23 protein-coding genes are annotated in these 26,104 nt (G+C 61.4%); 13 read left to right on the top strand and 10 right to left on the bottom strand.

Features of this window, described 5'->3' with window-relative positions:
- Positions 1 to 170: 170 nt before the first annotated feature.
- The 5 genes from MOV61_RS16295 to MOV61_RS16275 form a co-directional block, all read right to left on the bottom strand.
- Positions 171 to 1,232: an ABC transporter ATP-binding protein gene (locus tag MOV61_RS16295; protein ID WP_247137326.1), complete on the bottom strand. Its 1,062-nt coding sequence runs from the start codon at positions 1,230 to 1,232 to the stop codon at positions 171 to 173.
- A 9-nt stretch (positions 1,233 to 1,241) separates the two neighbouring features.
- Complete coding sequence (locus tag MOV61_RS16290; RefSeq protein WP_247137325.1) at positions 1,242 to 2,030, bottom strand: ABC transporter permease; 789 nt, start codon at positions 2,028 to 2,030, stop codon at positions 1,242 to 1,244.
- On the bottom strand, positions 2,027 to 2,902 hold the full coding sequence (locus MOV61_RS16285; protein ID WP_247137324.1) for an ABC transporter permease subunit: 876 nt from the start codon (positions 2,900 to 2,902) through the stop codon (positions 2,027 to 2,029). The genes MOV61_RS16290 and MOV61_RS16285 overlap by 4 nt, the downstream gene beginning before the upstream one ends.
- 71 nt (positions 2,903 to 2,973) lie before the next feature.
- A complete protein-coding gene (locus MOV61_RS16280; protein WP_038543606.1) occupies positions 2,974 to 4,080 on the bottom strand; it encodes an ABC transporter substrate-binding protein in 1,107 nt (368 codons plus the stop codon).
- A gap of 148 nt (positions 4,081 to 4,228) precedes the next feature.
- Positions 4,229 to 5,119, bottom strand: a complete 891-nt coding sequence (locus MOV61_RS16275) for a MurR/RpiR family transcriptional regulator (protein ID WP_038587696.1) — start codon at positions 5,117 to 5,119, stop codon at positions 4,229 to 4,231.
- Between the two features lie 171 nt (positions 5,120 to 5,290).
- On the opposite strand from MOV61_RS16275, the gene MOV61_RS16270 reads away from it, so the two are divergent.
- The 8 genes from MOV61_RS16270 to MOV61_RS16235 all read left to right on the top strand — a co-directional run bounded on the left by MOV61_RS16270 (position 5,291) and on the right by MOV61_RS16235 (position 13,666).
- On the top strand, positions 5,291 to 6,067 hold the full coding sequence (locus MOV61_RS16270) for an N-formylglutamate amidohydrolase (protein WP_247137323.1): 777 nt from the start codon (positions 5,291 to 5,293) through the stop codon (positions 6,065 to 6,067).
- A 101-nt stretch (positions 6,068 to 6,168) separates the two neighbouring features.
- The gene (locus MOV61_RS16265; RefSeq protein WP_038549314.1) at positions 6,169 to 7,761 is read left to right on the top strand and encodes an amino acid permease; all 1,593 of its coding nucleotides are present in this window, start codon (positions 6,169 to 6,171) and stop codon (positions 7,759 to 7,761) included.
- A gap of 75 nt (positions 7,762 to 7,836) precedes the next feature.
- A complete protein-coding gene (locus tag MOV61_RS16260; protein ID WP_247036273.1) occupies positions 7,837 to 9,207 on the top strand; it encodes a glutamine synthetase family protein in 1,371 nt (456 codons plus the stop codon).
- Between the two features lie 78 nt (positions 9,208 to 9,285).
- A complete protein-coding gene (locus MOV61_RS16255; protein WP_247036275.1) occupies positions 9,286 to 9,756 on the top strand; it encodes a helix-turn-helix transcriptional regulator in 471 nt (156 codons plus the stop codon).
- Entirely contained in the window at positions 9,749 to 10,165 is a 417-nt protein-coding gene (locus tag MOV61_RS16250; RefSeq protein WP_247137322.1) for a type II toxin-antitoxin system VapC family toxin, read from the top strand. The genes MOV61_RS16255 and MOV61_RS16250 overlap by 8 nt, the downstream gene beginning before the upstream one ends.
- A gap of 37 nt (positions 10,166 to 10,202) precedes the next feature.
- Positions 10,203 to 11,588 (top strand): aldehyde dehydrogenase family protein, encoded by a 1,386-nt coding sequence (locus MOV61_RS16245; RefSeq protein ID WP_247137321.1) that lies wholly within the window; start codon positions 10,203 to 10,205, stop codon positions 11,586 to 11,588.
- On the top strand, positions 11,585 to 12,730 hold the full coding sequence (locus tag MOV61_RS16240) for an iron-containing alcohol dehydrogenase (protein WP_247137320.1): 1,146 nt from the start codon (positions 11,585 to 11,587) through the stop codon (positions 12,728 to 12,730). Before MOV61_RS16245 ends, MOV61_RS16240 begins: the two co-directional genes overlap by 4 nt.
- Positions 12,731 to 12,949: 219 nt before the next feature.
- Positions 12,950 to 13,666, top strand: coding sequence for a ParA family protein (locus tag MOV61_RS16235; protein ID WP_247036283.1), 717 nt, complete (start codon positions 12,950 to 12,952; stop codon positions 13,664 to 13,666).
- A 130-nt stretch (positions 13,667 to 13,796) separates the two neighbouring features.
- On the opposite strand, the gene MOV61_RS16230 is transcribed toward MOV61_RS16235, so the two are convergent.
- Complete coding sequence (locus MOV61_RS16230; RefSeq protein ID WP_408962389.1) at positions 13,797 to 15,185, bottom strand: L,D-transpeptidase; 1,389 nt, start codon at positions 15,183 to 15,185, stop codon at positions 13,797 to 13,799.
- 192 nt (positions 15,186 to 15,377) lie between these two features.
- On the opposite strand from MOV61_RS16230, the gene MOV61_RS16225 reads away from it, so the two are divergent.
- From MOV61_RS16225 to MOV61_RS16215, 3 genes are all read left to right on the top strand, one after another.
- Positions 15,378 to 16,217: a DUF4432 family protein gene (locus tag MOV61_RS16225; protein WP_247137319.1), complete on the top strand. Its 840-nt coding sequence runs from the start codon at positions 15,378 to 15,380 to the stop codon at positions 16,215 to 16,217.
- Positions 16,218 to 16,295: 78 nt separating this feature from the next.
- Positions 16,296 to 16,634 carry a TIGR01244 family sulfur transferase gene (locus tag MOV61_RS16220; protein WP_038543585.1) on the top strand — a complete coding sequence of 113 codons (339 nt, stop codon included), beginning with the start codon at positions 16,296 to 16,298 and terminating at the stop codon, positions 16,632 to 16,634.
- A 69-nt stretch (positions 16,635 to 16,703) separates the two neighbouring features.
- Positions 16,704 to 17,045 (top strand): RidA family protein, encoded by a 342-nt coding sequence (locus MOV61_RS16215; RefSeq protein WP_247137318.1) that lies wholly within the window; start codon positions 16,704 to 16,706, stop codon positions 17,043 to 17,045.
- A 60-nt stretch (positions 17,046 to 17,105) separates the two neighbouring features.
- On the opposite strand, the gene MOV61_RS16210 is transcribed toward MOV61_RS16215, so the two are convergent.
- From MOV61_RS16210 to MOV61_RS16195, 4 genes are all read right to left on the bottom strand, one after another.
- The gene (locus MOV61_RS16210) at positions 17,106 to 18,767 is read right to left on the bottom strand and encodes a thiamine pyrophosphate-binding protein (protein ID WP_247137317.1); all 1,662 of its coding nucleotides are present in this window, start codon (positions 18,765 to 18,767) and stop codon (positions 17,106 to 17,108) included.
- On the bottom strand, positions 18,764 to 19,966 hold the full coding sequence (locus MOV61_RS16205) for a CaiB/BaiF CoA-transferase family protein (protein ID WP_247137316.1): 1,203 nt from the start codon (positions 19,964 to 19,966) through the stop codon (positions 18,764 to 18,766). The genes MOV61_RS16210 and MOV61_RS16205 overlap by 4 nt, the downstream gene beginning before the upstream one ends.
- Before the next feature lies 1 nt (position 19,967).
- Positions 19,968 to 20,930, bottom strand: coding sequence for a DMT family transporter (locus tag MOV61_RS16200; RefSeq protein WP_247137315.1), 963 nt, complete (start codon positions 20,928 to 20,930; stop codon positions 19,968 to 19,970).
- A gap of 81 nt (positions 20,931 to 21,011) precedes the next feature.
- Complete coding sequence (locus MOV61_RS16195) at positions 21,012 to 21,950, bottom strand: alpha/beta fold hydrolase (protein ID WP_247137314.1); 939 nt, start codon at positions 21,948 to 21,950, stop codon at positions 21,012 to 21,014.
- 91 nt (positions 21,951 to 22,041) lie between these two features.
- On the opposite strand from MOV61_RS16195, the gene ettA reads away from it, so the two are divergent.
- Together ettA and MOV61_RS16185 are read left to right on the top strand one after the other, a co-directional pair.
- Positions 22,042 to 23,691, top strand: a complete 1,650-nt coding sequence (gene ettA, locus MOV61_RS16190; protein ID WP_038543572.1) for an energy-dependent translational throttle protein EttA — start codon at positions 22,042 to 22,044, stop codon at positions 23,689 to 23,691.
- Between the two features lie 226 nt (positions 23,692 to 23,917).
- Positions 23,918 to 26,104, top strand: a 2,187-nt coding sequence (locus MOV61_RS16185; RefSeq protein WP_247137313.1) for a methyl-accepting chemotaxis protein, incomplete at its 3' end; no start/stop codon positions are given.

Below are 26,104 nucleotides of genomic sequence, written 5' to 3'. Positions count from 1 at the left end.
ACCCTCGAGCGTCACCATCTCAAGAGCCGTCTGGCAAGGGGCAGGTTTCTTCAACATGTCCCAATGAATCACAAACCCCCGGACCACGCCAGGGGTTTGTCAGCAGTCTGAGGGCATCCGTGAGGATGCCGTTTTCGTCTGCGGGCCGTAGCCCTCCGATTTATCTGCAATCAGTCGCGGATGATCAGGAAATCGTGGGCGTTGAAGCGCAACGCAAGGGTTTCTCCCGGCTGCGGCAGGACTGCGTCCGGCGAATTGAACATGTCGAAGGAAATCTGGTTTCCGCCGACATCAAGCTTGGTGCGGATGACCGAGCCCAGGAAATGCGAGGAGATCACCTGGCCGGTCAGCGAGGTATCGCCCTTGGCATTTTCCAGCAGCGAACCCGCTTCCGGGCGCAGGGCGATCGACAGCTTGTCGCCGCCTTTCAGGGCGCCGATCGATTCCCTCAGCCTGATCGTGTTTTCGCCGACCTTCACCGTGTTGGCCGCCGGATCGACGACGGTCGCCTCGATGATGTTGAGCGTGCCGACGAAGGAGGCGACGAAGCGGGTGGTGGGGCGATTGTAGATTTCCGACGGCGTGCCGATCTGGTCGGCGCGGCCGGCATTCATGACGACGACGCGGTCGGAGATCGACAGGGCCTCTTCCTGGTCGTGCGTCACGAAGACGGTGGTGATGCCGAGCTGGCGCTGGATTTCACGAATCTCTTCGCGCAACGAAACACGGATCTTGGCATCGAGCGCCGACAGCGGCTCGTCGAGCAGCAGGACCTGCGGTTTCGGCGCAAGCGCGCGGGCAAGCGCCACGCGCTGCTGCTGACCGCCGGACATCTGGTAGGGATAACGGTCGGCCAGGTGGTCGAGACCGATCAGCGTCAGCATTTCCTTGACGCGCGCTTCGATCTCCGCCTGGGCCTTGCCAGCCACCTTCAAACCGAAGGCGACGTTGTCGAAGACGTTCATGTTCGGGAACAGCGCATAGGCCTGAAAGACCATGCCGATATTGCGCTGGTTGGTCTTCAGCGCGTTCTGGTTCCGGCCGTTGATCGAGATCGCACCGTCGCTCGGGCTTTCGAACCCGGCGATCATGCGCAGCACCGTCGTCTTGCCGCAGCCCGACGGTCCGAGAAAGGAGACGAACTCGCCCTTCTCGATGGACATGTTGAAGTCCTTGACGACCTGCGTCTGGCCGAAACTCTTCTTGATACTTTCGAGAACGAGGAACGACATCAAAATTCCTTAAGGCCTGGACGGCGACAATTTGCCGAAGCGGGAAACGAGCTGGATCAGACCCATCGACAGCCAGGTGATCGCAAAGGCGATGACGGCGAGCGCCGAAGGTTCGTAAGCCTTGTTGGCACCGACGAGCTGGAGATAGGGACCGAAGGCCGGACGGTTGAGAAGGGCCGCCATGGTGAATTCGCCCATGACGATCGCAAACGTGATGAAGGCGCCCGAGAGCACGCCCGACATGACGTTCGGGAAAATGCAGCGGAACATGATCGTCGTCCATTTGGCGCCGAGAATTTCGGCGGCCTCCGTCAGCGTCCGCACGTCGATAGTCCGCATCGCCGTATCGACCGAGCGGTACATGTAGGGAAGCGCCAGGGTCACGTAGGAGAATGTCAGCAGGACATTCGTGCCCTGCGTCGAGCCCGTGAACGGGATCCAGGACGAGGAATTGTAGAGGCGCAGGTAGCCGAACACGATGACGATCGCCGGAATGACGAGCGGCAGAAGCGTGATGAACTCGACGACCGGCCGCATCTGCGGGAGGCGCAGCCGTACCCAATAAGCCGTGGGCACGATGAGCAGCATGCCGACGACGATCGTCACCAGCGCCATCAGCATGGAGAAGCCGAAGGTGGCGCGGAACTGCGCGTCGGTGAAGACCGACTGGTAGGCGTCGAAGGAATAGACACCGCGCCGCATGCGCAGCGAGAACTCGAACGTGCCGATCAGGGGTATGAAGAAATAAATGGCGCCGATGGCGATCGCGAGCCAGGCGAAGATCTTGTGCGCCTTCATTTCTGCCACCGTTCGGCGCGGGTGCGCAGCCAGATGTAGAGGATGTTGGAAATGCCGGTGATGACGATCATGCCGAGAGCCAAAGCGTAGCCGAGGTTCGGATTGTGCAGCACGTCGCCGCGGATCTGGGCGTAGAGCAGGATCGGCACGATGTTGAGCGAGGATCCGGTCAGGGCATAGGCGGTTGCGATCGCGCCGAAGGCGTTGGCGAAAAGGAGAAGCGTGGCGCCCATCAGGCTTGGCCACAGGATAGGCAGCACCACCATGCGCCAATATTGCCAGGTGGATGCGCCGAGGATCTCGGATGCCTCGCGCCATTCCTTTTTCAACCCGTCGAGCGCCGGGGTCAGGATCAGCACCATCAGCGGGATCTGGAAGAACATGTAGGTGATCGTCAGGCCGAAGAACGAGAGAAGGTTAAAGCCGGTCGAATAGAGATTGAAGCCGAACCAGTCGCGCATGAAGACGGTGACCAGACCGGTCCGACCGAGCGTCGCCAGGAAAGCGAAGGCGAGCGGCACGCCGGCGAAGTTCGATGCGACGCCGGAAAACGTGAGCAGGCTGGAGCGGATCCAGGACGGCACGCCGCCGAGCACAACCGCCCAGGCAAGGAAGAAGCCGATCAACGCGCCGCCGAGCGCAGACGCAACGGATACCCGGATACTGATCCAGTAGGCGCCGAGGATGGACGGCGAAAAGAGGTCGGCAATATTCTGAAGCGTAAATTCGCCCGCCGGATTGAAGAAGGCGCCGACGATCAGATAGAGCGTCGGGACAATCAGGAAAGCGAGCGCAAATACCATGAACGGCACGATGCCGAGCCAGTCGATGACTGTCCGGCGGTCGATGAATGACGTGGATGCGGTGGTCATGAATGCTGGCCATCCAGGGGAAACGGGAAACCTCCCACGCCGGGCGGCGCGGGAGGTCAATCCTGATGCGATTACTTGGAGACGTTGGCGCCGACCACGGTATCCCACTTCTTGGTAATGGTTTCCTTGGCGGCGGACTGCTGGGCGAGCGTCGGGAATACGGCCTTCTCATAGGCTGCTGCCGGGGGCAAGGCGTCGAGCAGGTTCTTCGGGATCTTGTTGCTCTTGGCAAGATCGTTGAAGCGGATCGGGTGGCAATATCCCTTCAGCCAGCCGAGCTGACCTTCGTCGGAATAGAGGTATTCCATCCAGAGCTTCGCAGCGTTCGGATGCGGAGCGAAGGCGGAGATCGCCTGCACGTAGACGCCTGCAACAACGCCGCTTGCCGGTACCACGACCTCGAAGGGCGGGTTGCCCTTCAGGCTTTCGCCCCAGGACAGGGCATTATAGTCCCAGGCGATGATGATCGGCGTGGTGCCCTGCGCAAACGGGGCGGCCTTGCCGGTGACCGGCACGAAATTGCCCTTCTTGTTGAGTTCGGCGAAGAACTTCAGGCCTTCGTCGCCGGCCTTGGCGGAGTCGCCCTTGGCGCCGGAGAGGCCGGCAGCATAAACGCCCTGAACGGCCTGGTTGGCGCCGCGCGGATCACCGGCGAGAGCGACTGCGTTGGCATAGTCGGACTTCAGCAGGTCGGACCAGTCCTTCGGAGACGTCTTGACGAGGTCCTTGTTCACCAGGAAAGCCAGAACGCCGTAATAGTCGCCGTACCAGTAGCCGTCTGCGTCCTTGGCGTCGGCCGGGATCGAATCCCAGGTGGAGACCTTGTAGGGCTGGATCAGGCCGTCGGCCTTGGCGGACGGGCCGAACGACAGGCCGACGTCGATAACGTCGGGAGCCTGCGGGCCCTTGTTGCCCTTGTTGGCCTTGATCGCTTCGATTTCGTCGCCCGAACCGGCGTCCGGGTTCAATTCGTTGACTTCGAGGCCGTACTTCGCCTTGAATCCGGCGATGACGTCGCCGTAGCCGCACCAGCTATGGGGCAGCGCGATCGTGGTCAGTGTGCCTTCCTTCTTCGCAGCTGCGATCAGCTCGGCGCTGGGCGCCGCGGCGGCGATGGCCGTGGAGGCGATGACGATGGCGGTCGTCAGAGAAAGAAGACGTTGGGTCTTGTTGATCAAGGTATCCTCCTAGGGGTTCAGGTCGTGTAGTCCGGATCGTTTCGGCGCGACTCGTAGAGCCAGTTCATGTATCGTATATGACAGCCCGGAGGATGAGCATTTGCTCATGAAACTCCCGGATTGCCGGCATATTTCTTAACCCGACCGATCAGTCGGGACGGCTCTGGCGGCCCGGGCGGCGGAACAGCATCGTCCGCTCGAACAGGCCTTCCAGAGAGTTCATGCGTTCGCGAGTTTCCTCCCACGTCGCGCTCTGCACCGCCTCGATCAGCGCCTCGACGACGAACAGGGTGATGACGGAGCTGTCCCAGGCCGAGGGTGCCTCGATCCTCACCTTGAACGTGTGCTGTGCATGCTTGGCAACGGGTGAAGCCCAGACGTCGGTCAGCAAGATGATGACGACGCCGTTAGCCCGTGCGGCCTCTGCCAGCGTCGCCATCTCCTGCTCGTAGCGGCGAATATCGAAGATCACCAGGACGTCGCCGGCGCTCATGTTGAGAACATGCTGCGGCCAGGAGCTCGAATTGGTGGAGATCAGGGTCGTCTTGGGACGAATGACCTGCATATGGGTGAAGAAATATTCCGCGAGCGCACCGGTAATGCGGCCGCCGACGAAGTAGATGCCGCGGTTGCGGTCACGCAGAAGTGCGGCGGCCCCTTCGAAAGTCGTGGTGTCGAGATCTGAAAGCGTGTCGCGCAGATTGGCGGTGATCGCGTCGGCAAAGCGATTGAGGATATGTGTGCCCGGTGCGTTGGACGCCCACCGGTCGTGCTTGGCGATCGGGTTGGAGATGGTCGCCTCGAGCTCGTGATGCAGATGGGACTGGAATTCCGGGTAGCCCTTGTAGCCGAGCTTCTGCACCATCCGCGCAACCGTCGGCGTCGAAACACGGGCGTTCTCCGCGATCACAGTGATGCTGCCGAGCCCTGACACCGGATAGTTCTCCAATAGGCTGTCCGCCAACTGTTTTTCCGCGCGCGTCAGGCTATCGTAACGAACACGAATGACATCCGATACGGTGCGTGCAGTTGGTGGCACTAAAGCTGTTCCCTCCGGTCTTCGCCGGTTATCGAAAAGATTAACAATCGTTTCTGCGGAGAAGTCAACGGTTCCTTTGAAGAGAAATTTTCAGAATCCCGTTGACGGCAGCCGGAAAGTGAAGAATTCTCTTCTTAATCCAATTTAAACGATTTTTTCCGGAACGCGTCGATGCTGGTCCAGTCGGAATTCTTCTCGGAGGCGGATGGCGGACCCGTTGCCCTGGACAATGTCGGCGGCCGGGGAGATGTGCTTCTCGTCTGCGAACACGCCTCGCGGCGCCTGCCGGAACGCTACGGCGATCTCGGACTTTCCGCGGATGCGCTCGCCTCGCATATCGCTTGGGATCCGGGAGCGCTTGCCGTCTCCCGGCTGATGTCGAAGAGCCTCGACGCGACGCTGATCCACCAGCGGTTTTCGCGGCTCATCTACGACTGCAACCGGCCGCCGGATTCGCCTGCCGCCATGCGTGACGTGTCCGAGATCTTCCGGATCCCCGGCAACGAGAACCTGTCCGAGGCGGAGAAGTCCCGACGCACCACGGCGCTCTACCTGCCATTCCACGGCCGCATCCGCGAGGAGATCGCGGCGCGGCGGGCGAGGGGGCAGAAGACGGTGCTGGTCACCATTCACAGTTTCACGCCGGTCTATTTCGGCAGGGAGCGCCCGGTCGAGATCGGCATCCTGCACGATACCGACAGCCGGCTTGCCGACCGGATGCTGGAGGCAGCATCCGACACCCATCTCTACCGCGTCGAACGCAACGAGCCTTACGGGCCGGCGGACGGCGTAACGCATACGCTGGAAGTCCACGCCCTGCCGGCGGGACTTCTCAACGTCATGATCGAAATCAGGAACGATCTGATAACGGACGAAATCGGCCAGGGGGTCGTGGCCGATTTCTTGACAGGATTGCTGCGGGAAAGCCTCGCAGACATCCAAGGATAAGACCCGGGGAGCAGCAGCTCGCATGCCCGTGGTTAACCTCCGCGGGAAGGACAAACCGGATGGCCGCGATGGCGCGGTCTTTCTGCCAACAGGGGGAAGTCATGTCCGATTATACCGAAGGCGACAAAAAGCAGGACATTCATATCCTGCATTCCATGGGTTATGCGCAGGAACTCGAGCGCCGCATGAGCTCGTTTTCCAACTTCGCAATTTCATTTTCCATCATTTGCATTCTCTCCGGCGGCATCAATTCGCTGGCGCAGGCGACGTCGGGTGTCGGCGGGGCCGCAATCGGCATCGGCTGGCCGATCGGCTGCATCATCTCTCTCTTCTTCGCACTCGGCATGGCGCAGATTTCGTCCGCCTATCCGACGGCCGGCGGGCTCTATCACTGGAGTTCGATCCTCGGGACGCGCTTTACCGGCTGGCTCACCGCCTGGCTCAATCTTCTCGGACTGATCACCGTTCTCGGGGCGATCAACATCGGTACCGCCCTTTTCCTCGGCGGCACGTTCGGCGCGCAGCTTGGCATTGCCGATGCGACCGGCGTTGTTTCTCCGGGGATGCAGGTGGTTCTGGTGATCCTGTTCACCATCGTCCAGGCGGCGATCAACCATTTCGGCATCGGCCTCACGGCCAAGCTCACCGATTTCTCGGGCACGCTGATCCTGGTGACGGCGGCGGTCCTGACCATCGCCTGCCTCATCTACGCACCGACGCACGATATTTCGCGGCTCTGGACTTTCACCAATTATTCCGGTGATGCGGGCGGGGCCGTTTGGCCTCAGTCCGACAGCATGTGGTATATCTTCGCGCTCGGCCTGTTGCTGCCGATCTACACGATCACCGGTTATGACGCCTCGGCGCATACGTCGGAGGAAACCAAGAAGGCGGCGCTGTCGGTGCCCCGTTCGATGGTCTCCGCCGTGCTCTGGTCGTCGCTTGCCGGCTGGGTCATGCTGTCGGCCTTCGTCATCGCCATCCCGGACATGGCCGCAGGCGCCAAGCAGGGCTGGGCCGTGTTCTTCACCACCATCAACACCATCATGCCGGCCTGGCTGGTGACGGTGCTCTATGTCGCCATCTTCATCTCGCAGTTCCTCTGCGGGCTTGCGACCGTCACCTCATGCTCGCGAATGATCTTTGCGTTTTCGCGTGATGGCGGGATACCGGTCGGCTCAAAGACGCTTGCAAGCGTCAGCCCGAAATTCCGCACCCCGGTTGCGGCGATCTGGACGGGTGCGGCTCTTGAAAGCCTGTTCGTCTGGGGTGCGCTGTTCATCTCGGTCGGCGAGGCAAGCCTCTACGTCACGGTCGTCAACGCGACCCTGATCTTCCTTTTCCTTTCCTTCCTTTTCCCGATCGTGCTCGGCATCTTCGCCTACGGCACCAAGAAATGGCCAGCGCCTGGCCCCTGGGATCTCGGTCGGGGCGTCTACAAGACAGTCGGCGTGCTGGCGACGCTTGGCATGGTGCTGATCATCTACATCGCTATCCAGCCGCCGAACGACAAGGTGCTTGCGGTCACCGTCGGCCTCATCGTCCTTGCGATAATCATCTGGTTCGCGGTCGAGAACAAGCGCTTCAAGGGGCCTCCGATCGGTGACATGATCGCCAAGCGCAAGGCCGAAATCGCTGCTGCGGAAGCGGCGGTCGGCGAAACCGGAACGGTCTCGCCGGTACCGGGCGAATAACCTTCACCGACATCATTGGCGGAGGTCGCGATGTGCGGCCTCCGCCAAAATGTTCAAAGGCCAGATGGATCGATCATGACCAGTCATTATTCTTTCGACGAACTCAAAAAGGATGTTGCCGAGGGCCGCATCGATACGATCATCGCTGCCCAGGTGGACATGCAGGGTCGCCTGATGGGCAAACGGTTCCAGGCGGAATATTTCGTCGAGAGCGCCTATCAGGAAACCCATAGCTGCAACTATCTGCTGGCGACCGATATCGAGATGGAGACCATCTCCGGCTACAAGGCGACCAGCTGGGAACAGGGGTACGGCGACTATACGATGAAGCCGGATCTTGCGACGCTACGCAAACTCCCCTGGCTCGAAGGCACCGCGCTGGTTCTCTGCGACGTGCTCGACCATCACACCCATGCGGACGTGCCGCATTCGCCGCGCGCCATCCTGAAGGCCCAGGTGAAGCGGTTGGAGGCGATGGGCATGTCCGCCTTCATGGCGACCGAACTCGAATTCTTCCTGTTCGACCAGACCTACGATCAGGCGCGCGAAAGCAGCTACCGCAATCTCAAACTGGCGAGCGGCTACAACGAGGACTACCACATCTTCCAGACCACCAAGGAAGAGGAGGTCATGCGGGCGATCCGCACCGGCCTGCAGGGTGCCGGCATTCCGGTGGAGAACTCCAAGGGCGAGGCTTCGGCCGGCCAGGAGGAAATCAACGTCCGCTACGCCGATGCGCTGACCATGGCCGACCGGCACGTGATCATCAAGAATGCATGCAAGGAGATCGCCTGGGGCAAGGGCAAGGCGATTACCTTCCTCGCCAAGTGGAATTATTCGGCCGCCGGCAGTTCGTCGCATATTCACCAGTCGCTGTGGAGCGCCGACGGCAAGACCCCGCTGTTCTTCGACAAGGACGACGAACACGGCATGTCGGAACTGATGAAACATTATATCGCCGGGCTGCTTAGCCATGCCGGCGAGATCACCTATTTCCTGGCACCCTACATCAATTCCTACAAGCGTTTCATGGCCGGCACGTTCGCGCCGACCAAGGCAGTCTGGTCGAAGGACAACCGTACCGCGGGCTACCGTCTTTGCGGCGAGGCGTCCAAGGGAATCCGCATCGAATGCCGCGTCGGCGGTTCCGACCTCAACCCGTATCTCGCCATGGCGGCGCTGATTGCCGCCGGTATCGACGGGATCGAGAAGAAGATGGCGCTGGAGCCTGCCTTCGTCGGCGACGCCTATGGCGGCAAGGGTATCCGCGAGATCCCGAAGACGCTGCGCGAGGCGATCGATCTCATGGACGGATCGGAACTGTTGCGCTCGGCCTTCGGCAACGACGTCATCGACCACTATGTCCGAGCCGGCCAATGGGAACAGGAGGAATACGATCGCCGCGTGACGGATTGGGAGGTGGCACGGGGTTTCGAGAGGGCTTGAGATAATCGCAATACTGAGTGTCGCTTGTTGTCATTATGGCATTATGTTAAGCTGTTTCCACAACCTGCGGGAATGGTCATGAGCCCTATAGACAGTGAATGGTTTTATCAGAAACTTGATCAGGGACAGAAATCTTTGCGCGATTTGGCTCGCTTCATGTCGCTCGATCCCAGTGCCGTATCGCGGATGCTGAAGGGCGAACGGAAGATGAGCGCAGATGAGCAGGACGATATCGCCGCCTTCCTCGGGATAAATCTCGAGGAGGTGGCCGCGCACCGGCGGGGCAAGGTGTTCGGATTTGAGGAGACGAAGCAAGGCAGCTATGACGCCACCGGCTACTCGGACACTCAGCCGGCCAAAATGTTCACGAAAGACGATATCATCTACAAGGATGGCAAGCGTTGGATGGAGAAGGAGGACGGCACGCTGATCGAGTTGCATCCCGGTTACGGTTGTATGGCTGGCACGATCACCGTCATGCCGGGCGTCGATCTGACGGCGCCAATGGACTGGGATGAGGAGTTGGGCGAGAAGCTTTATAATGAGTAGTCGGTTTCTGCTCGATACATGTTTTGTTATCTGGATGTCGCAAAAGGAGGTGCTGTCGCCGGTGGCTTTGGAGTCGCTCGGAGAGAGTCAGGCTAGAAGGATTCCGGTTTTCGTTTCCGCTGCGACTGCTTGGGAAATGGGCATGCTGCTCGCCAAAGGTCGTATTCGTGAATCCCGGGATGCCCAGCAATGGTACCGCGACTATCTGCGGGACGGGAATTTTATAGAACATCCCGTGACCTCCACGATTTTTATTGCGTCCTCGTTCCTGCCCCAGCCTATTCACAAGGACCCGATCGACCGTATTCTGATCGCAACCGCGCGCGAGCACGATCTGACCATCATCACACGTGATCGTGCGATTCTTTCCTATGGACATGCGGGCCATGTCCGCACGCTTGCCTGTTAACCCCTCGGGGCCTGCTGAATTTCTGGAGCCTATATCAATGACGATGATCCAATGTATCTCGCCGGTCGACGGTTCGGTCTATGCCGAGCGTCCGACCATGTCGGCGGAAGCGGCCGCCGAAGCTATCGGGCGCGCACGGCATGCGCAGAAGGCCTGGGCGAAGCGGCCGCTCGATGAGCGTGTCCAGCTTGTGCTCAAGGGCGTCGCGCGCCTCAACGAGATGGTCGACGAGGTGGTGCCGGAACTCGCCTGGATGATGGGCCGGCCGGTGCGCTACGGCGGCGAGTTCAAGGGGTTCAATGAGCGCTCCAATTACGTCGCATCGATCGCCGCCGATGCGCTCGCTCCTTTGCGCGTCGAGGACAGCGCCACGTTCGAACGTCGCATCGAACGGGAGCCGCATGGGGTCGTGTTCGTCATCGCGCCGTGGAATTATCCCTATATGACGGCGATCAATACCGTCGCGCCGGCGCTGATGGCCGGCAACGCGGTTGTCATCAAGCATGCCTCCCAGACGCTGCTCGTCGGTGAGCGCATGGTGCGCGCCTTTGTCGAGGCCGGTGTTCCGGAAGATGTCTTCCAGAATATCTTCCTCGACCACGCGACGTCGGCCAGGCTGATTTCCGAAGGGCTGTTCAACTTCATCAATTTTACGGGTTCGGTCGAGGGCGGAAGGTCGATCGAGCGGGCCGCCGCCGGTACCTTTACCGGCATTGGCCTCGAACTCGGCGGCAAGGACCCCGGTTATGTGATGGACGACGCCGACCTGGATGCTGCCGTCGACACGCTGATGGACGGCGCGACCTATAATTCCGGCCAGTGCTGCTGCGGCATCGAACGCATCTATGTGCACGAATCGCTCTACGACGCTTTCGTCGAGAAGTCGGTCGCCTGGGTGTCGAACTACAAGCTTGGCAACCCGCTCGACAAGGAAACGACGCTGGGGCCGATGGCCAACAAGCGCTTTGCCAAGGTCGTGCGCCAGCAGATCGCCGACGCGGTGGCGAGCGGCGCCAGGGCGCTGGTCGATCCGAAGTTTTTCCCGGCCGACGACGGTGGCGCCTATCTTGCGCCGCAAGTATTGGTTGACGTCGATCATTCCATGGAGATCATGCGGGAAGAGACGTTCGGCCCGGCTGTCGGCATCATGAAGGTGAAGAGTGACGACGAGGCGATCGGTTACATGAACGACAGCCGCTATGGGCTGACGGCGTCGCTGTGGACGCCGGATGTCGACCGGGCCAACCGGATCGGCAGTCAGCTCGAAACCGGCACGGTGTTCATGAATCGCGCCGACTATCTCGATCCGGCGCTTGTCTGGACCGGCGTCAAGGAAACCGGGCGAGGCGGTTCGCTCTCCGTCCTCGGTTTCCACAACCTGACCCGCCCGAAATCCTACCACCTGAAGAAGGTCACGAAATGAATATCGTCGCGAACTGGAGCTATCCGACCGCCGTCAAGCTGGGCCGCGGACGCATCAAGGAACTGGCGGACGCCTGCAAGACGCTCGGCCTGAAAAAGCCGCTCCTGGTCACCGACCGGGGACTGGCCTCAATGGCGATCACCGGCCACGCGCTCGACGTGCTCGAAGAGGCTGGCCTCGGCCGGGCGATCTTTGCCGATGTCGATCCCAACCCGAACGAGAACAACCTCGAAGCCGGCGTCAAGACTTACAAAGATGGCGGTCATGACGGCGTCGTTGCCTTCGGCGGCGGTTCGGGCCTCGATCTCGGCAAGCTGATCGCCTTCATGGCCGGCCAGACGCGGCCGGTCTGGGATTTCGAGGATATCGGCGACTGGTGGACCCGCGCCGACGCCTCGAAGATCGCACCGATCGTCGCGGTGCCGACCACGGCCGGCACCGGATCTGAAGTCGGCCGGGCAGGGGTGCTCACCAATTCCGTCACCCATGTCAAGAAGATCATCTTCCATCCGAAACTGCTGCCCGGCGTCGTCATCTGCGATCCGGAACTGACGATGGGCATGCCGAAAGCAATCACCGCCGGCACCGGCATGGATGCGTTCGCGCATTGCCTGGAGGCCTATTCGTCGCCCTTCTACCATCCGATGTCAGGCGGTATCGCGCTCGAAGGCATGCGGCTCGTCAAGGAATTCCTGCCGCGCGCCTACAAGGACGGACAGGACCTCGAAGCCCGCACCAATATGATGTCGGCTGCGGCCATGGGCGCGGTCGCCTTCCAGAAGGGGCTTGGCGCCATCCATTCGCTGTCGCATCCGATCGGCGCGGTCTACAACACCCATCACGGCATGACCAATGCAGTCGTGATGCCGCCGGTCCTGCGCTTCAACCGTCCGGCAATCGAAGAGAAGATCGCCCGCGCCGCGGCCTATCTCGGCATCGCCGGCGGGTTCGACGGGTTCTATGATTATGTCCTGTCGCTGCGTGCCGAACTTAACGTGCCCGAAAATCTCACGGCGCTGGGGATCAAGCCGGACCGAATCGATGAACTGACGGCGATGGCGATGGAGGACCCGAGTTGCGGCGGCAACCCCGTCACCATGACGATGGAGAATACCAAAGCGCTTTTCCTCGACTGCTTTTAAATCTTCCTGCCCCTCGGAAGATCGGCATTGAAGGAGCCCGGAGGCCCAAACCTCCGGGCTTTTCCGCATTTTAGAGCCAAAAGCTAAATCTCCTGAGTGATATTAATGGTGGTTAAATTTGCAATTCGTTAACCATGTTTGGAAAGGATGTGCGAATGACACCATGCTTCCCGGTGTCCTCGTGAGCGATGTGGCTCAAGACTTGTTCGAGGACCGAAAATGCCTGTAATTTCCTTTGCCAACGCCAAGGGTGGAGCCGGAAAAACGACCGCTGCGCTCCTGCTCGCTACCGAACTTGCCTATCAGGGTTTTCGCGTCACCGTCATCGATGCCGACCCGCAGCGCTGGATCAGCCAGTGGTTCGAGACCTCCGGCACCGTGCGCAACATCGAAGTGGTATCGGAAGTCACGCTCGCATCGCTGCAATGTCATCTTCGGGAAATGGCATCGCGCACCGACTATTTCATCATTGACCTCGCCGGCGCCCGTGATGCGCTGGTCACCACGGCGATCGGGCTTTCCGACCATGTGATGATCCCGGTCCAGGGTTCTGCCATGGACGCCAAGGGTGCTGCCCAAATCCTCGACCTCCTGTCCTATATGAAGGAGAAGGCCGGCCTGGTGATCCCGCATTCAGTGGTGCTGACGCGCGTTACCTCGATGGTCACCACCAAGGCGCTGTTGACCATCAAGGGTCTTCTGGCTGCCCGCGGCGTGCATGTCCTCGATACGCCGATCGGCGAACGCATCGCCTTCAAGGAACTCTTCGAGACCGGGGGCACGCTCCATACGCTGGACCCTGCGAAGGTCAGCAATCTCGACAAGGCAAAGGAAAACGCCCGGTCCTACGCACAGGAAGTCATGCGTCTCATGCCCGTCAAGATCACCCGCTCCGTCGCGTCGCGCCTCTTCGGACTGGGCCGCTACGCCGCCTGACACCGCCCGGTTCCATTCATCACATGCGGCCGGTTCTTCGGAACCGGCCGTTTTTTCGCGTTGCGACAGCAGCAGCAGAAAGCCCTGCGGCAATGCCGAGGAGCTTTCCGTCTTTGCGAGCCTGCTAACCTTACTCGGTGAATTCCACCGTGGTGCCGGGCTTGACCATCTTGGCAAGTTCCCTTGCGTCCCAGTTGGTCAGGCGCACGCAGCCGTGGCTGTTGGTCTTGCCGATCTTTGAAGGTTCCGGCGTGCCGTGGATGCCGTATGTGGGCTTCGAGAGCGCAATCCAGACCGTACCGACCGGGCCGTTCGGACCCGGCGGAATCTGCAGGATCTGATCGTTGCTGCCCTGCTTGAAATTGATCTTCGGGTTGTAGGTATAGCCGGGATCGAGGGCGATACGTTCGACCGAATGGGTGCCGGTCGGCGAGGGCGTGTCGGTCGAGCCGATGGTTGCCGGATAAGCCGCCACCAGCTTGCCGTCGGCGCCATAGGCAAAAACCTGCTTCTTGCTCTTGTCGGCGATGATGCGGGTGACCTGACCGACCTTCGGCTGGCCGGGATTGATAACCTTGATTGTCGACCCCGGGATGGTGAAATCGATGCCGGGGTTGAGTGCCTTCAGATAGTTCTCGTCCATGTGGAACTGCTCGGCGAGCTTTTCGGTTACGGACGTATACGACATGGCCGGCAACTGCGATTTGTGCGCATAGTCTTCCGGGATCGACGCGACGTAAGGACCGGCGGCATCGGCCGGGGTGATCGTGTAGTCGACGATCGGCAGGCCGCCCGAATAGGTCAGCCGCTGCAGGATGTCCTCGGAATTGTTCGGATCGAGCGTCTCGCCGGTCATTTCCTGCCAGGCGGCGATCGCCTTGTTGACGTTGTCGCCGAGATGGCCGTCGATGACGCCGGGCGAGATGCCTTCACGATCGAGGAAGACCTGGAGTGCAGCGATCTGGGCCTGCGGCTTCTTGGTGACGGTGATGATCGGCTTCTGCGGCAGAAGCGTTTCCGCCGGCGGCTGGTCCGGTTCGATCGAGGCTTCCTGCGGATAGCCGGTGTCGGGGAGGGCCTGATCATCAAGCGGCATGCGGCTGACCGAGCCTCGTCCCGGGATCCCACCGGTAATGGCGCCTGGTTCGTCCGGTCGATATTCGCGGTAGTCGCGATAACCGCCGGCACCCTGCTGATAGCCGCCAGTATCGCGCGGAGACCGGTAGCCGCCCGGTACCGGCGGATACTCCTGCGTCCGGTTGGGGCGATAGGTTTCCTGGCGGACCTCGGTTGCGACGACATTGCCGAAATGATCGATCAGAACGCGGCGACCCATGCCGTCGCGGCTGATGACGACATCGCCGCGATCGGGCACATAGTCCAAGATCGAGCCGTCAGGAGCGACGAGCATCGTTTCCGAGGGGTAGCGGCCATAACGGTTCTGTGCTTCGGCGGAGGGAATTCCCTGTGCCGCGGTCAAGATCACCAGGCTTGCGCATGCAAAAAATAGCCGCTTCACGATGTCACCGACTTCCTTGTTACTACTTAAGCGTAATCGGGAAATCGGACATTGGTTCCCGCCCGTTCGCCTGTCGCCACAGACAAGTTAATTTTGACCGTAGTGTGGAAAAAGTGAATTCGTCATGAACACACCGTTAAATTCACTTCACGATCGGTTAGAAGTTTTGACGAAACCGTGAAGGGAATGATTATGAAGGCTTTTTCCGCTGCCAACGGACCGAGGATTTTTCTCGACGAGAGCTCGGTTCTCGATATCGGGGGCTGTTTCATCGGCGATGTGGACCTTGCTCCGGGCCGGGCCATTCCCGACGACGGCGATCCGCGAATCGATCACTCGCTCGAGGGGTTCCTGTTCACCTGCGGGCCCGACCATATTCGTCATCCCGAGGCGATCGAAGGCGCCGCTGAAGGCCGGAAATATCCGCTGCATGGATCCTTCTCCTCCCACCCCGCCGAAATCCTGTTCTGGGATGCGCAGGGGCCGGATGCGGAATGCCGTGCCCGCGTGCCGCTGACCATTGCGACCGGCGAGACGGCTCTCCTCGAACGTCATTGGCGGATCGATGGTGCGACGGGCGAGGTGAGCCTGTCGGACAAGGTCACCAATACCGGTTCCAAGCCATTCGCGCGGGTGCATATGTACCATATGAATATCGGCGCCTGGCTGTTCGATGACCACGTCTGGCTGACCGGCAGGATGCTCGACAGAGGCGGCTTCCCCTGGACCTTCGGCGGCGAGACCGGCGGCATATTCTGCGTGCCGGCGGCGGTCGAGGGCGAGCAATGGGCCGAAATCGCGCTCGGGCCGATCGCGGCGATCGGCGGGCTGACGCTGAAGGTGAAGTTCAGGACCGACACGCTGCCGCATCTGCAGGTCTGGCGGAATCAGAAGGCGCCGGCGCATGTGCTGGGGATCGAGCCGGTTTCGCATCGCTTGGCAAGCCGCCAGGAGCTTGCGGCGAACGGGGAACTCGGGTGGGTCAAGCCCGGCGAAAGTGTCGAATACGGCCTGCGCTTCTGCTTCGTCTGAGAGTTGTCGCTCAGTGATTGACGCCCAAAGGGCACCGTCGTAATGCTTGCGCCTCAAATAGAACGGAGGGCTAAGTCCATGGATATCCGCCAGATCAACGACGAATATTCCGTCACCGGCCAGATCACTGTCGAGGAACTCGACCAGGTCAAGGCCATGGGTTTCAAGTCGGTCGTCTGCCATCGTCCCGACGACGAGGAGCCGGGCCAGCCGCATTTTGCGCAGATCGAAGCTCGCGCGAAGGAACTCGGCCTCGACATCCGCCACATCCCGGTTGGCCGCATGGGCGTCGACGAACAGGGCGTCAAGGCGATGGTCGATGCGCTCGATGAGTTGCCGCGCCCGATGCTCGGCTTCTGCCGGTCCGGCGCCCGTTCGACGGCGATCTACGAAAAGAGCCAGCATCTGCGCGGCTGAAGATTTTCCACGGCTTCGTGCCTTTGGCGCGAGGCCCTTCCAGAAGCTCAATTTTTTGAGGAGAATTCCATGAGCATCCAGCGTATCGAGCCGGCCGCCCGCATGAGCGGCGCCGTCGTCCACGGCAACACCGTCTATCTGGCCGGCCAGGTCGGCGAAGGTGAGAGTGTCACCGACCAGTGCAAGGACGCGCTTTCCGAAGTCGACCGCCTGCTGGCTGCCGTCGGTTCAGATAAGTCGAAGATCCTGCAGACGATCATCTATCTCTCGGACATGGCCTATTTCGGCGAAATGAATGCAGTCTGGGAAAGCTGGATCGATCCGGCCAACCCGCCGGCCCGCGCCACCAGCGAAGCCAAGCTCGCTGCGCCGAAATACAAGGTCGAGTTCATCGTCACGGCCGCGATCTGATCGCTGCCGAACCGAATCAAAAAGCCGGCCTATCGTTCTGATAGGCCGGCTTTTTCTATTTCAGGCCTTTTCGCGGATCTGGGTCAGCGTCCTTGCCGGCGTGATCGCTTCCGGGTCCAGCCTGACCTCGATGATCGAGGGCTTGCCGCTGGCGCGCGCCCGCTCATAGGCCGGGCCGAACTCTTCCGTCTTCTCGACCAGTTCCCCATGCCCGCCGAAAGCCTTGGCATAGGCGACGAAATCCGGGTTGACGAGGTCGGTGGCGCTGACGCGGCCCGGATATTCCCGCTCCTGATGCATGCGGATCGTGCCGTAGATGCCGTTGTTGACCAGCACGGTGATGATCGGCAGTCCGTAGCGCACAGCGGTGATGAATTCCTGGCCATGCATCATGAAGCAGCCGTCGCCGGCAAAGCAGACGACTTCGCGTTCGGGAAACAGCTGCTTGGCGGCAACCGCGGCGGGCAGGCCATAGCCCATCGAGCCGGAGGTCGGGGCGGACTGGGTGTTGTATTTCCGGAAGCGGTGGAAGCGGTGCAGCCAGGTGGCGTAATTGCCGGCGCCGTTGGTGAAGATCGCGTTGTCGGGCACGTTCTCCTCGATCCATTGCATGATCGGACCCATCCTGACCGGGCCGGGGCCGGCCTCCGGCGGCGTCGACCACTTGAGGTAGGAATCGTGCAGCGCCGATTTCCGTTCGGCCCAGAGAGGGGCGGCCGGCGGGTCGAGTTCCTTCAGGGCGGCGACGAATTCCGCAGGGGCGGCGCAGATCGGAAGGTCAGGCCGGTACATGCGGCCGAGTTCTTCCGGATCCGGGAAGACATGGATGAGCTTCTGCTTCGGGTAGGGGATATCGATCAGCGTATAGCTGGAGGAGGGCATTTCCGACATGCGGCTGCCGATCAGCACCAGCAGGTCGGCCTCCTTGACCGCCTTGGCGAGCGCCGGATTGATGCCGATGCCGACATCGCCCGCATAGGATGGGTGCAGGTGATCGAAGAGCATCTGGCGGCGGAAGGAGCAGCCTACGGGCACCTTGAAGCGGCTGGCGAAATCCTGGAAATCGGCAACGGCCTGCTCGCTCCAGCGCGTACCGCCGAGAATGAACATCGGATGCTGAGCGTTCTTCAGCATGGTCTCGAACGCTGCGATCTGGCTTTTTCCGGGATGGCTTTCGACCGGCATATAGGCGCGGGCTTCAGGCGCCTCGACTTCATCGACCAGCATGTCTTCCGGCAGTGTCAGTACGACCGGGCCGGGACGGCCGGAGGTGGCGACCGCAAAGGCGCGGGTGACGAATTCGGGGATGCGGCGGGCGTCGTCGATCTCGCCGACCCATTTGGCAAATTCGGTGAAGGCGCGGCGGTATTCGACCTCCTGGAAGGCTTCCCGTTCCTTCATCTCGCGGCCGATCTGGCCGACGAAGAGGATCATCGGGATCGAATCCTGCCTGGCGATGTGCAGGCCGGCCGAGGCATTGGTGGCGCCGGGACCGCGGGTGACCATGCAGATGCCCGGCTCGCCGCTGAGGCGGCCCCAGCTGTCGGCCATCATCGCAGCACCGCCTTCCTGGCGGCAGACGAGCACCTCGATGCCGCTTTCATACAGCGCGTCGAGCACGGCGAGATAACTTTCTCCAGGTACGCAGGAGATGCGTTTGACGCCGTTCGCCTTCAGCGCCTCGACGATCAGCTGCCCTCCGGTCTTGATGACGGTGTTCATTTTTCTCTCCCCTCTTTTTCGATTTGATCGAGTTGCGCCAGCACATCTGCGGTATGTTCGCCGAGCGCCGGGCTCGGCCGGTGATAGACAAGCGGCGTTTCCGACAGCACGATTGGGCTGCGCACGCCCGGAATGACCGTGCCGTCGGCCGCTTCGAGATCGATCCGCAGCCCGCGCTCCTTGACCTGCGGATCGTTAAACATTTCGGCGATCGAATTGATCGGCCCTGCCGGCACGGCGTTGTCGCCGCAGGCGGCGAGCAGCTCGGCCTTTTTCCATTTCGATGTCTGCGCGAGGATCAGCCGGCGCACTTCGACGCGGTTGGCGACGCGCGCCTTGTTGGTGGCGAAACGCTCGTCATCGGCCATCCCATCGATGCCGAGGATGCGGCAGAGGCGCCGGAACTGGCCGTCATTGCCGATGGCGAGAATGAGATACCCGTCTTCGGTGGCCAGGACCTCGTAGGGGCTGATGTTCGGATGAGCATTGCCAAGCCGCACCGGCGCCTCGCCCGAGACCAGGTAGTTCATGTTCTGGTTGGCGAGGATGCCGGCCTGGACGTCGAGCAGCGCCATGTCGACATGCTGGCCTTCGCCGGTCTTCATCGCATGGATCAGCGCGCCCTGGATGGCGGTCACCGCATAGATGCCGGTGAAGATGTCGGCGATCGCGACACCTGCCTTCATCGGCTGGCCGTCCGGTTCGCCGGTGATCGACATGAAGCCGGACATGCCCTGGACGATGTAATCGTAGCCGGCGAGATTGGCGTAGGGGCCGTTCTGGCCGAAGCCGGTGATCGAGCAATAGATCAGCTTCGGATTGATCTTTTTCAGGCTCTCGTAGTCGAGCCCGTATTTGACGAGGCCGCCGAGCTTGAAGTTCTCGATCAGCACGTCGGCGGTCGCGGCCAGCCGGCGGACGGTGTCCTGGCCTTCCTCGGTCTTGAGGTCGACGGCGATCGAGCGTTTGCCGCGGTTGGTGGAGTGGTAATAGGCAGCCGACAGGTTTTCGCCGTCCTTGCCCTCGACGAAGGGAGGACCCCAGGCGCGGGTATCGTCGCCGCCATCGGGGTTTTCCACCTTGATGACGTCGGCACCCATGTCTGCCAGCATCTGGCCTGCCCAGGGACCGGCAAGCACGCGGGCAAGTTCGATGACGCGGATGCCGGTAAGCGGCGGTTTCTTGGGTGTCTGGGTCATATCACGGGGTCACGGTTGATTTGGCGGCGCTGGTTACCGGCTTCATTGAGGCAGCGCGGCGTTCCCGCCAGATGATATAGAGGCCGGAGCCGATGATGATCGAAATGCCGAGCCATTTGACCGGATCGGGGAAGTCGCCGAAGACCAGCCAGCCGAACAGCGTCGCCGAAACGATCTCGAAATATTGCAGCGGCGCAATCACGGACGCCGGTGCGGCGCGATAGGCGTAGACGGCAAGGATGCCCGACAGGGCTGCAAAGGCGCCGACGCCTGCGAGCCACAGCAGGGTCTTCCAGTCCGGCATGGAGGGCGCCAGGAAGCCGATGCCGGTCCGGTCGCCGACAAGGAGCAATATGGCGGAGATCGGAATTCCCCAGAGCGCCATTTGGAACTGCATCGACCAGGGATCTTCGCGATGCGCCAGCGCCCGCGTCAGGATCGCGAAGATCGCTACGCAGAAGGCGGTGACGATCGGCAGCAGCGCCACGAAGCCGATCTCCTGGAAGCTTGGACGGATGACGATCATGGCGCCGACGAAGCCGGCCGCGCAGGCGGTATAACGCCGCCAGCCGATGGTCTCCTTGAGGAAGATGCTGGAGAGGACGGTGAGGATGATCGGTTCGACGAAGAAGATGGCGATGGCATCGGCCACTTCCATGACGGCCAGGGTCGCCACGAAGCAGACCATGGAGAGCGTGATGAGGCTTGCGCGGATCGCATGGAAGGCGCTGAGCCGCCAGGAGAACGTCCGCCAATATCCGTTCCAGAGCACGATCGGCAGCATGCAGAGTGCCTGGAAAACGAAGCGCGCGGCAGTGATGAACGTGGGCGACGCGGTATCGGTCGCAAGCTTCGAAAAGACGTCGATGAACGGGGCGATCAGCATCGCGACGATCATCAGGCCGAGGCCGTTGACGATCCGGTTCGGGGCTGATGCGGCAAGGCTTGCGGACGACGAATTCATCGATTTCCTATAGCCGGGACCGGTCCCGGAAGCACTTGATTAAATGTCATGAACTCATTCCGTTTGATGAGTAGGGCCGGTTCAGAGGGCGGCCGCGGGCATGGGCAGGGCGGCCCGGGCCCAGGCGGCGAATTCGGCGGTGGCGCGGGCCCGCACCGTATCGTTCAGCGTTTCGTGGCGGGTGCCCGGCCAGATCTTGGTGGTGACGTTCGAGAAGCTGTTGCGCTTGAGGTGCTCGGAAAGCCACAGGATTTCGCGGCCGCCATTGGTCGCCGGGTCCTCTGCACCGCCGATCAGGTGGATCGGCAGGGTTCTCGCCAGTCGATGGATCAGTTTCGGGGCGCGAAACGTGAGTTCGAAGAGATCGAGCCACAGCGAAACGCTGGCATCGAAGCCACACAATGGGTCGGCGATATAGGCATCGACGATATCCCGGTCATGGCTCAGCCAGTCGAATTCCGTACGGTGGCCGGCAATGGATTTCCCCCAGACGCCGAACGTGAGTTTCGGCAGAAGCCCGCTCGGCACGTCCGAGCCCTTCAGAGCCTTTTCGATGCGCAGGATCACCTGTGCCGCGCGGCCAGCCGGACCTGGATGAAAGTTGGAATTCCAGACGGCGACGGCGTTGAAGCTTTCGGGGTAGTCTACGGCGGCATTGAGCGCGATCAGCCCGCCCATGGAATGGCCGAAGAGCAGAACCGGCAGGCAGGGATGGGCGCCCGCCGCCATGTCGCGCATGGCTTTGACGTCTTCGAGCACCAGGCTGACGCCGTCGTGCCGGGCGAAACGGCCGATCGGTGCGTCCGGCGCCGTCGTTTCGCCATGGCCGCGATGGTCGAAGGCGTAAGTCTGGAAGCCGTGGCCGGCCATGGCCTCGGCGAAACCCCTGTAGCGCCGGGAATGCTCGGCAAGCCCGTGCGAGATCAGCAGGATGGCATGCGCCGGCTCGGCCGCCGGCTGGTAATGATAGGCAAGGTTTGCGCCCGTCGGGCTCTTAAACCGCCTCGTTTCGTCGAACATCCTCGCTCCCTCGACCGTTCGCGCATTGCTCCCGGCCACCAATTCGCCTACATAGCGGCAAACCGAAATTCCCCCCGGAGCACTTTTATCCATGGCACGTCAGTTCATCTATCACATGTCGGGACTCAACAAGTCCTACGGCGCCAAGAAAATCCTTGAGAACGTCAATCTGTCTTTTTACCCGGATGCCAAGATCGGTATCCTTGGCCCGAACGGTGCCGGTAAGTCGACCGTGCTGCGCATCATCGCCGGTCAGGACAAGGAATATACCGGCGAAGCCTGGCTCGCAGAAGGCGCGACCGTCGGCTATCTCGAACAGGAGCCGCATCTCGATGCGTCCAAGACCGTCTTCGAGAACGTCATGGAAGGCGTCGCCAAGAAGACGGCCGTCCTCGACCGATACAACGAACTGATGATGAACTATTCCGACGAGACCGCGGACGAGGGCGCCAAGCTTCAGGACGTCATCGACAGCCAGAACCTCTGGGATCTGGAAAGCCAGGTCGAAATGGCGATGGAGGCACTACGCTGCCCGCCGCGTGATTCGGAAGTCACCAGCCTGTCGGGTGGTGAGCGCCGCCGCGTCGCTCTCTGCCGGCTCCTGCTGTCGCAGCCAGATCTGCTGCTGCTCGACGAACCGACCAACCATCTGGACGCCGAAACCATCGCCTGGCTCGAAAAGCACCTGCGCGACTATCCGGGCGCCGTGATGATGATCACCCACGATCGCTACTTCCTCGACAACGTCACCGGCTGGATTCTGGAGCTCGACCGCGGCCGCGGCATTCCTTACGAAGGCAATTACTCGGCCTACCTGCTCGCAAAAGCCAAGCGCATGCAGCAGGAAAACCGCGAAGAAGCCGGCCGCCAGAAGGCGATTTCCCGCGAACAGGAATGGATCGCGTCCAGCCCGAAGGCGCGCCAGGCAAAATCCAAGGCGCGTATCAAGTCCTACGAACAGCTGGTGGAGGCCGCCGACAAACAGCGTCCCGGCGACGCGCAGATCATCATCCCGGTCAGCGAGCGTCTCGGCCAGGTGGTCATCGAGATGGAAGGCATCACCAAGGGCTTTGAGGGCCGCACGCTGATCAACGACCTGTCGATCAAGCTTCCGCCGGGCGGCATCGTCGGCATCATCGGCCCGAACGGCGCCGGCAAGACGACGCTGTTCCGGATGATTACCGGCCAGGAGACGCCGGATGCGGGTTCGGTGCGCATCGGCGAGACCGTCCATCTCGGTTATGTCGACCAGAGCCGTGATGCGCTCGACGGCAACAAGACCGTCTGGGAAGAAATCTCGGGCGGCGCCGAAATCATCAAACTCGGCAAGTTCGACATGAACTCCCGTGCCTATTGCGGCGCCTTCAACTTCAAGGGCGGCGACCAGCAGCAGAAGGTCGGCAACCTCTCGGGCGGCCAGCGTAACCGCGTTCACCTTGCCAAGATGCTGAAGGCCGGCGGCAACGTTCTGCTCCTCGACGAACCGACCAACGACCTCGATACGGAAACGCTGGGTGCGCTCGAAAGCGCGCTGGAAAACTTTGCCGGCTGCGCGATCATCATCAGCCACGATCGCATGTTTCTCGACCGCCTGGCGACGCATATTCTCGCCTTCGAAGGCGACGGCCATGTGGAATGGTTCGAAGGCAATTTCGAGGACTATGAGCAAGACAAGGTCCGCCGACTCGGCCCCGACGCCCTCAACCCGGGCAGCCAGGCCCACAAGCGTCTGACTCGTTAAGTTTTTTAGCTTTATCTAAGGAAAAGCCCCGGCTCTGCCGGGGTTTTTGTTTTACGCGAAGTTAACAAAAGCTAAAATCCGGACCCCCAAAATTATGGGTATTTTTGACGTAGCCCGATAAAGACAATCGCAAAGATTCCCGGCGCATTTTCCCGCCCTAGGGAGACCATGTCCGCCTGGGTCTTGACGCTGTCATGATGACGGCCCGTTTCAGAGGGTTTTATTCATGCTGCGTTTGATCGAACGTTTGCCTTTCCGTACATCGTTGACGCTTCTTGCTTCCGTTCCGCTCCTGGCCGTGATTGGGCTCGGCGCGTTCGCCAGCTGGGAATCCTACAACCAGTACCGGGAGCTGAACCGTGCGATCGCCCTTGAGAGCCTGGCGCTGGCCGGCGGCGAGCTGATGAACGCCATTCCGGAAGAAAGCTTTGGTTCCGTGGCGCAGCGGCCCCAGGCCCGTGCGAGCGTGGATGCGGCAGAGAAGCGGCTTGTAAACCAGTATAAGGTCATCGATGCGCAGGGTTACGGCGAGGCCAGTTTGCGCGAGCTTGTCGCAGCGGTGGACGAACGCTTTCTGCGGATGCCGGAATATCGTGCCAAGATCGATAGCGGCGACACGAACCAGCTTCTGTCTGCGCAATACGTGACGCCGGTTTCGGAAAAGACGCTGGATATCATCGGCCGCGTCGGCGGCCTGACCGAAGACCGCGCGCTGGCGCGCTATGTTGACGGCTTCCATGCCCTCGTCCAGCTCAGCAACGGCTACGTCATCGTCAACCGGATGGGGCAGCAGTACACCAAAAACGGTGCGTTGACCGTCGAGGAAGCCGCCCGTTTCATGCAGGGGCGGCAGCAGGTCCGGCTTTATGAAAAGCCGATGCGCGCTTTCCTGTCCTCCAAGCTGATCGCGCAGTACGACGCTTATTTCCAGACGCCCGACGGTCAGCTGATCACCAACACGATGAAGGCGCTCGACAGCCTGAAGCCCTATACGCCGGCCGCCGACGACTATAGCGCCTGGGCCCGCGCCATGGAGAACCGTCGCACCTTCACTTCCGGCATCATCGCCCAGGCTGCGAGCGAGTTGAAAGCGTTGGGTGATCAGAAGTCTTCCGACGCAGCGTCCAGCCTGCAGGTACTTTTTGGCTCACTCTCGATCTTCATCCTGGCTGTCATCGCGCTCAGCGTGATCATTGCCCGCAGCCTTTCCGGCTCGATCCGCAAGATCGGCGACCGGATGGCAAGCCTTGCCTCCGGCAATACCGAAGAGGCGATCCCTTATTCGGATCGCAGGGACGAGATCGGCGCCATGGCCCGCTCGGTCGAGGTTTTCCGTGAAGCCGCGATCCGCAATCTTCAATTGGAAGCCGAGGCAGAAGCCACCCGTCGTCGTTCGGAGGCCGAGCGCCTCGAAATGCAGCGCCAGAGCGAGGCGGATGCCGAGGCGAAGCTGACGCAGGCGACCGGCGCGCTTGCCGCCAATCTTCGTCGTCTTGCTGCCGGCGACATGCTCTGCGAAGTGAACGAAGCTTTGGCGCCGCAATTCGAAGGCCTGCGCCACGACTTCAATACCTCGGTCCGCCAGCTGCGCGACGCGCTGCTCAGCGTCGGCAATTCGGTTTCCACCGTCACCAGCGGTTCGCGGGAAATTTCCGACGCATCCGACAACCTGTCGAAGCGCACCGAGCAGCAGGCTGCTTCGCTGGAAGAAACAGCCGCGGCACTCGAAGAAATCACCGCCAACGTGGTCGCCACGTCGAAGCGCACCGGCGAAGCCCGCGACGTCGTCCGAGATGCCCGGACACGGGCCGACCAGTCGGGCCAGGTCGTCCGCAACGCAGTTTCTGCCATGGAACGGATCGAGAAATCGTCGCAGCAGATCGGCCAGATCATCGGCGTCATCGATGAGATCGCTTTCCAGACCAACCTTCTCGCCCTTAACGCGGGCGTCGAGGCAGCGCGAGCCGGCGAGGCCGGCAAGGGCTTTGCGGTCGTCGCACAGGAAGTCCGCGAACTCGCCCAGCGCTCGGCGAACGCCGCCAAGGAAATCAAGTCGCTGATCTCCAACTCGGCGGTTGCCGTCGGCGAGGGCGTCAAGCTCGTCAGCGAGACCGGCGAGGGGCTCAGCGTCATTGAGCAGCTCGTCCAGACCGTCAACAGCCACATGGATGCGATCGCGATCGCAGCGCAGGAGCAGTCGGTCGGCCTTGCGCAGGTCAATACCGCCGTCAATCACATGGACCAGTCGACCCAGCAGAACGCCGCCATGGTCGAAGAGATGAACGCCGCCGGCGCGGGCCTTGCCCAGGAAAGCGGCAAGCTCAGCGATCTGCTGTCGCACTTCCAGCTCGGCGGCAGCCCCTCGGGCCAGCTTCGCGAGACGGCTAGCCGTATGCGCACACCGGCGGCTCCG

The sequence above is a fragment of the Neorhizobium sp. BETTINA12A genome (genome assembly GCF_023006485.1).
In the GTDB taxonomy this organism is placed as follows: Bacteria; Pseudomonadota; Alphaproteobacteria; order Rhizobiales; family Rhizobiaceae; genus Neorhizobium.
The sequence above is the reverse complement of the archived record's forward strand: the minus strand, read 5'-3'. Positions and strand labels throughout refer to the sequence as shown.